Source organism: Microcoleus sp. C2D2, from assembly GCF_036702495.1.
Classification (GTDB): domain Bacteria; phylum Cyanobacteriota; class Cyanobacteriia; order Cyanobacteriales; family Microcoleaceae; genus Microcoleus.
Genome location: NZ_JAUBTO010000112.1, coordinates 21,795 through 28,381, shown reverse-complemented (window position 1 = coordinate 28,381; position 6,587 = coordinate 21,795). Strand labels below are relative to the sequence as shown.

Here is a 6,587-nt window from a genome sequence, read left to right as displayed (position 1 = left end):
CCTTCCCGTTTGTTCGGGAGACAAATAGCCGAGTGTCCCTTCCAAGACGTTAGGATTCATCAGGGTTTGAGTTTCCCGGGGCAGCAAGGATGCAATACTAAAGTCAATGAGTTTGACTTTTTTTGTATGCGGATTAATTAAAATATTGGCCGGTTTAATGTCTTTGTGAATTATCCGCTGGCGATAGAGTATATCTAATGTATCGCTCAGGTCGATCGCCACTTGCAAAAACTCGCCCAGAGTCGGCGCAGTTTCCCCTTGTTGCATCCATTCATTTAGAGGAATTCCCCCAAAGTCTTCCATTACCAGCGCATAGCTGTTTTGGTAGGGTTCCAAGCTGTAGGTTTCGATGATTCCGGGCAAGCTGAGATTTTTGGCGATCGTGTACTGATTGCGAAATTGCACCAGTTCGCTAAAGCTGGGATACTTACTCCGCAAAACTTTAATGGCTACAAGCTGTTTGTCGTTAGTGCGGAAAGCTCGATAAACTAGGGTGCGAGTTCCTGAGTAAAGGGGAGCGAGAGTTTGATAACCTGTCAATGTAAAATTTCTACTTGGCATACTCTTGTTATTCACCTTATCTGCGGTTTATTTCCCTAGCAGAAGCCCCTACTGTTTCCAAGCCCCCTGATTCTTATTTTTAATCAATATAACATAGAGCGCTCAATGTTTGTGATGGCGATCGCTGAAGTAAAGAACGTTTTAAACTGAGAAATTATTATTTTTCTTAAAAATTAAATAACCTCATCCATAGGGGAATAGTGAATAATAAACTAACGCAGCCGATGCCGATCGCAGTTACGGCTAATTCGCGATCGAGATTGAAAGCTTCGGCCAACAACGTAGTACCAAAAGCAGGAGGCATCGCCATTTGCAGCACTAGCACAAGCCGCGGCGCGCCCGCGATCCCCAAAAACGTTAATCCCGTGCCAATTACCAAGGGAACTAACAGCATTTTAATCGCAAGACTTGCCAAAACTTGTTTGAGGTTGTGCAAGGAATTCAACTTGCTCAACTGCATCCCGATCGTAATTAAAGCTAAAGTAATTACAGTCCAAGCGCCTGTTGTTAACAATTCTGCGATTTGTGCCGACAGCGGCAAGCTGCGCGAGACAAACCCTACACCAAAAGCCCACAAGGCCGGATTCAGAACAATTGCCCGCAGCGGACTTAACCAACTCTGAGGGCGATCGCTTTTACCGCAGTGAGAAGCAATAGCAACTCCGAGTATATTGATTGCCGTGGTAGTGCCTAGCAAGTCGTAAAACAACGCCCAGGCAAAGTGTTCCGATCCTAATAAGGACAAGGTGATGGGAATGCCTAAAAAACCCGTATTACCAACCATCGTTGCCAATAAGAAGCTGCCTTGAGTGGGCAAACTCCAAGCGGTAGTGTTTTCCGGGCTATTTTGGGCGATCGGATTAAGAGTCTTGAAACGTTCCTCGCCGACACCGAAATTTATCAAAATCCCAGCGAGTCCTCCACCTGCTAGAATTGCCGCCCAAGCTATCAGCGGCGCCATCCAAATAGCGCCAGACAAATTGGCGCTGCGGATAAAAGCAACAATGCTCAATGGCGTGCCAAAGAAGAAAAGAAACTTGGCTAAATATGTAGAATAGCTTCTCGGTAGCAGGCGGCCGAGAAAAAATCCCAACGCAACCCATCCGAACACATTTAGATAAAGTTTGAGCAGCGGATTTTCTAAATAAACCATGATTGACTAAATTTTTACTAAACGACTTAGGAATGAGAATTAAATAACTTCCACAAGTTTGTGGGATGGGCGTCCCGCCCGTCCCACAATAAAAATTAAAATTGTAAGTTATTTAATTCGCGATCCTTACGCAGATCCGCTACTTTTGCCAAAACAGCCAACCTTTAGCCTAGCGCCGCAGTTTTCCATTGCACCGCAGCGCTAAATATTAATGCTTATTCAGCTTCGCAGATAATTTTCCACACAGGCCTTGACATTCACAGAAGCGCGTGTCATGATTAAGTTGAGGAATAAGTCAACATAGGTGAAAACTATGGCACGGCAAGCAAAACAATCATCTCAAGTCAAAAGTTCCAGCAGCCAAGCAGCCTCCAATACTCGCACCAAATTTACCCTCTACAATTTTGCCGGAAACGCAAAGGCCTTCTATCTAGTCGATCGCATTAATTTAGAAAGAAAGCCCGGTGATATCCCAGAAAAATCCGTCGCTCACAGCATCATCATCATCGACCGTTCCGGCTCAATGTATTATGACTTAAAACCGCTGAAAGAAACCCTAATCAAGCTTTTGACTTTAGACGAATACAACAATTATCAGCTAATTGTCAGCCTGATTTCCTATGCTGGCAATGGGGACGTAATTTGTCATTTCCAGCGAATTCCCATTCAAGAAGTGCTCAAGCTTGACTCTCAATACATCAAAGAAATTCAAAAAATCCACACGGCTGGTAGTACCTGCATATCGCAGTCGATGCAACTCGCTAAATCTCTGGTTAAAGCGGGAGAAATGACAGCGATCAATTTGCACACAGACGGCTATGCAAATGACCCAAGTGCCAATTCCGAAGCTGCAAAACTCGGGGAAATTTGCGAAGAACTCAAAGACATGGATGTGTTTGCCAACACGATATCCTATGCCTCTGCCGACTTCAAACTGCTCTCCAAAATCGCCAACACGTTATCGGGGAATTGCATCCGCGCTGGCGAAGTCAAAATGGTTTATGATGCTCTTTACGACAGCACAAAACTGTTAGGCAGTTCCGTTGCACCTGCGCTGGAAGAACCGTTAATTAAGGAATATGATTATCAAGTTTTTGTTTCCAAAAGCGGCAAGAAAATCAACGGTTCATCGAGCACGCTGAAAATCTGCGGGCTGAAAGCAGAGGATCGGGGACTTTTTTACAAATATCAGAAAGTCGCCAAAGATGAGTATGACAAGCTAGATGTTCCCGTTGCTCAAACTGATGAGTCGGTGTTTGCTTTTGCGAAAGCTAACCTCGCTGACGGCAATTTAAATACGGCTAAGTATGCGCTGGCGAGTACCTTCGACGCTACTTTGACGGAAAAACACGCGAAAGCTTTGACAAATGCCCAAATAGCGGAGTTTACGGAAGATTTGGAACAGGCTGTTTTTGCGCCTGAGGTGTTGAAAAATCATGAAATTGGCGATCGGGTAAAAGTCAGCGAGAAAATTTCCCTGCTGGAGTTGATCGAGATATTGGAGGAAAACAGCAACAGCATCATCATCAACTTGAAACACTTGCAAGAAAATTATCAGCGAAAAGGTTTGAAGCGAATTGAGGGAAAGCGAGACGAAAACGGCAACTTTGTCAAGCCTTGGCTGAAAACAGAATTCTTAGATGGTGGCGAATACGTGCAAATGGGTTCATTTACCATCAATCAAAATACCGCTACCATCAATATGCTGATTACCCGAAAAGCTAAGCTGGTAAAAGTTGAGGATGGAACTTTAATCGCCGAAGTGGCGGGAATTCTAGTTACAGACCTCAATACTTTCAACAATTATACTATTGTCAGCGACGGCGAAGTTAATATTAAGTCGCTGCGAACCAAAATCAGCAGCAAACCAGTGTTTGATTTGCTCAAAAAATGCGGTGTCCTTGAAAAAGACGGTTCGCCTGTGCAAAAATTTGACTTCCGTTCCGAGTACGATATTAAGTTAGAGAATTTGCCGCTAGTGCCTTTTGACGGGCGTTACGGCAGCCTTGACGGAGTGTTTGAGGAACTCGCAGAAATCAAAATTCTCTCTAGCATCCTCTCGGCTCATTTGAAGGAGGAATCTGAGGCTTACACTGCGGAACAATTGGAAGAATTGAAACAGCATTATCTGTCAAAAAACCTTTACATCAACTTTCCGACGACGACGGAATACACAGATTTAAAAAGTGCGATCGCCAACGGTTCAGTAGATTCGCGAGTCAGCTACAAAATCGACATCGGCAGCAAAAACATCCTCAACTTCGGCAAATTGCACTCTGCTAACAAATTTCTCGATCGCCTTTATGAAGCTTACCACAAAAACACGGGCGAAAAGCTAGCCAAACCGACATTTGACATAAGCTTAGATGAGCCTGTTGTCTTCGCACACAAAACGCTGTCATCCCGAACAAAAATCACCAAAGTTGACGACTTGATGAAACTGATTTTCGATGAGTTTTTGGGGTTGGAGGATAACGGAATTGTTAGCGCTACTTTAGCGAAAGTGGGTGCAGATAGTTTGCTGCGCCTTTTGCAAGCGAAATGGCAGGGAGAAGATGTCAAGCGAGACGAATTTGTCGCTGCTTTAGCTAATGCGAATGAGCGACTGGACGCTTATGCGGAAAAAGTGTACAGGGAAAAAGTTTCACCGCTGGTTTTCTATATCGGTTCTACCGGACTTATCCCGGATGAAATGGAGGCAAAAGCGGCGACTGCTGAGGAAATTAATTCTAAATACGGCAACTTGCAATTTTCTAAAGATGAGCAAGAGGGGATGTTTTTTGAAGTGGGCGACTGCATTATTAGCGTGTATGCTAAGAATGAGTATTTCACGGTAGGGAAGTAGGAATTCTGGTGGGCATTATTTGCCCACCTTCCTCAAATATAGGTGATTGAAATAAACCGCAAAGGCGCAGCGGTGGCGACTAGGAAATAGGTAGATGGGACAAGTGTTAGGTTGCCAAGACGACAGGAACGAGCGGAATCGTTCGGGTTTGTAACTTTCATTTGGTGTTACTTTTGCAAAAAAATATTCGGTCGTAGGATAGAGATTAACGCTATAAAAAAAATCTAGTAGCCAAATTCTAGGGAATTAGGTTACAATGATATTACGCGAATTCTCATACGGAGGGCAAGCCAATGACACAAACATTATCAATGTCTGTTCTCTATAAAAAACTCTCGGCGATCGGTTTCTCAAAACGTTTCGTTCGAGAAAAAGGTTTGCCCAGTTGGTGGAATGAAGAACTAGACAATAAACCCGTCGCCGTCCTAGAGGGTGCTGGTCATATTGCCCAACGTCTGCACCTAGACCTCAAAAGTCTTTTAGCCGAGAATCAGAAGCCTCAGTTTAAGCCCTTACTCCATACCAAGTTCAAGTACCATCAACAGGATAAAGCAGACGTACCTGATGTTGCCCATCAACTTGCCTCACGGGTTGCGGAAGTCGTCGCTGATACTATAAAGCTCGAATTTCAGCCCATCCCATCGGACCCTCATCAAGTTCGTTCAGAGATAGTTGCCAAACATCCTCAAGTCACTTTATACAGCTTGCTCGATTACTGTTGGGAACATGGTATCGCTGTTGTCTATTTTAAGAATTACCCTAAAAATACCCGCAAAATTAGAGGCACGATCCAATGGCAAGCCGATCATCCCGTGATTGTCTTGAGTAGTGGTAAGACACAACCCGTATGTCTAGCATTCGATCTTGCCCATGAACTGGGTCATCTCGCCCTTGGTCATATTCAAGAAGGTATTTTGATTGATGATGATATTAAGCAAGACTGTGATGATCGAGAAGAAAAAGATAGCAATCAGTTTGCAGTTAAACTGCTAGTCAACAGTTTTGACAACTCCGTCGGCAAGAAAAATTTTAAGAATGCAAAAGACCTAAAGAATAAAATTACTCAACTTCTTCAAAGTGACTCAACTATTGATCCATCTGCATTAGCTTTAAATTATGGCTGGTATAATAAAGATTATTTTGCATTGTCTATGGGATGTGTAAATTTAATCAATCCTGCTAAAGAAGGACACAAGACTATTAACAAATTTTTAGAGCAGCATCTAAATTGGGAGGAATTAAGTGACGATAATGCTGATTACTTAGACCAGATTTTAGGAGAATAGCTTTGTCTAGCTGTATCTATTGCATCGATAATGACATCATCAAAAAGCTTGCTACATTCCAGCTATTCAATAAGACTCTTCAATTATTTGATGCTAGTTCTGAGCAAGTTAATATCCTAGAGACGGCACAATATAAATTTGAAGGAGATTGGAAAAAATTTGAAGCAGGTAAAAGTCGAAAACCAGAAGATTCTCTGATTAATTATAAACAAGTTCTTTACCTTACTAAGGCTTTACCAAAAATATCTGAATCTGATATTGACCAAGAAATTTTTATTCAATTATCCAATATTGAAAATATCGATAAAGGTGAAGCCATTCTCACAAGTCATGCTATACAAATTCTCCAAAAAGATAAATCTGCTCAGATTTTTACGGGAGATAAAAGATTCATCAAAGCCTTAGCAAAAGTTAACTTACCTATCATTCAAGAATCTCTCAATCATAGATTATGGTGCTTAGAGCAACTTGTTCTCAGAAATATTGAAGCCGATGGCTTTGAGACTATTAGGGATCTCATTGTTTCTGTTCGAGAATGTGATACAGCAATTAAGAGTGTTTTTGGTTCAGGGCTTCAATCAACACCTGAGAACTCCCTAGCTACTTTAAAAAATTATATTGAGGAGTGTCGGCAGGATGCAGGTAATCTACTAAATCCTTACAAGTAGATTTAAGTGTGACACGCTTGCCTTAGTCCTGGCTTAAAACGGAATTTCCTCATCTTCATCTTCCACCGTCTTAA

Annotated in this window: 5 protein-coding genes; 3 read left to right on the top strand and 2 right to left on the bottom strand. The window is 42.5% G+C overall.

Annotated elements, in window-relative coordinates; translation table 11 throughout:
- Together QUB61_RS28055 and QUB61_RS28050 are read right to left on the bottom strand one after the other, a co-directional pair.
- Positions 1–561 (bottom strand): protein kinase domain-containing protein (locus tag QUB61_RS28055; RefSeq protein WP_333133479.1); only part of this gene is annotated, 561 nt, incomplete at its 3' end.
- A gap of 166 nt (positions 562–727) precedes the next feature.
- Positions 728–1,714, bottom strand: coding sequence for an AEC family transporter (locus tag QUB61_RS28050; RefSeq protein WP_333133478.1), 987 nt, complete (start codon positions 1,712–1,714; stop codon positions 728–730).
- A 313-nt stretch (positions 1,715–2,027) separates the two neighbouring features.
- On the opposite strand from QUB61_RS28050, the gene QUB61_RS28045 reads away from it, so the two are divergent.
- From QUB61_RS28045 to QUB61_RS28035, 3 genes are all read left to right on the top strand, one after another.
- Positions 2,028–4,559 carry a VWA domain-containing protein gene (locus tag QUB61_RS28045; RefSeq protein ID WP_333133477.1) on the top strand — a complete coding sequence of 844 codons (2,532 nt, stop codon included), beginning with the start codon at positions 2,028–2,030 and terminating at the stop codon, positions 4,557–4,559.
- Positions 4,560–4,852: 293 nt separating this feature from the next.
- The gene (locus QUB61_RS28040; protein WP_333133476.1) at positions 4,853–5,845 is read left to right on the top strand and encodes an ImmA/IrrE family metallo-endopeptidase; all 993 of its coding nucleotides are present in this window, start codon (positions 4,853–4,855) and stop codon (positions 5,843–5,845) included.
- Between the two features lie 2 nt (positions 5,846–5,847).
- Positions 5,848–6,513: a hypothetical protein gene (locus QUB61_RS28035; protein ID WP_333133475.1), complete on the top strand. Its 666-nt coding sequence runs from the start codon at positions 5,848–5,850 to the stop codon at positions 6,511–6,513.
- The last annotated feature ends 74 nt before the right edge of the window (positions 6,514–6,587 follow it).

Bases quoted from the DNA above. Each gene is read 5' to 3' on its own strand.
- QUB61_RS28045 (WP_333133477.1), top strand. From the start codon at position 2,028: ATGGCACGGCAAGCAAAACAATCATCTCAAGTCAAAAGTTCCAGCAGC.
- QUB61_RS28040 (WP_333133476.1), top strand. From the start codon at position 4,853: ATGACACAAACATTATCAATGTCTGTTCTCTATAAAAAACTCTCGGCG.
- QUB61_RS28050 (WP_333133478.1), bottom strand. From the start codon at position 1,714: ATGGTTTATTTAGAAAATCCGCTGCTCAAACTTTATCTAAATGTGTTC.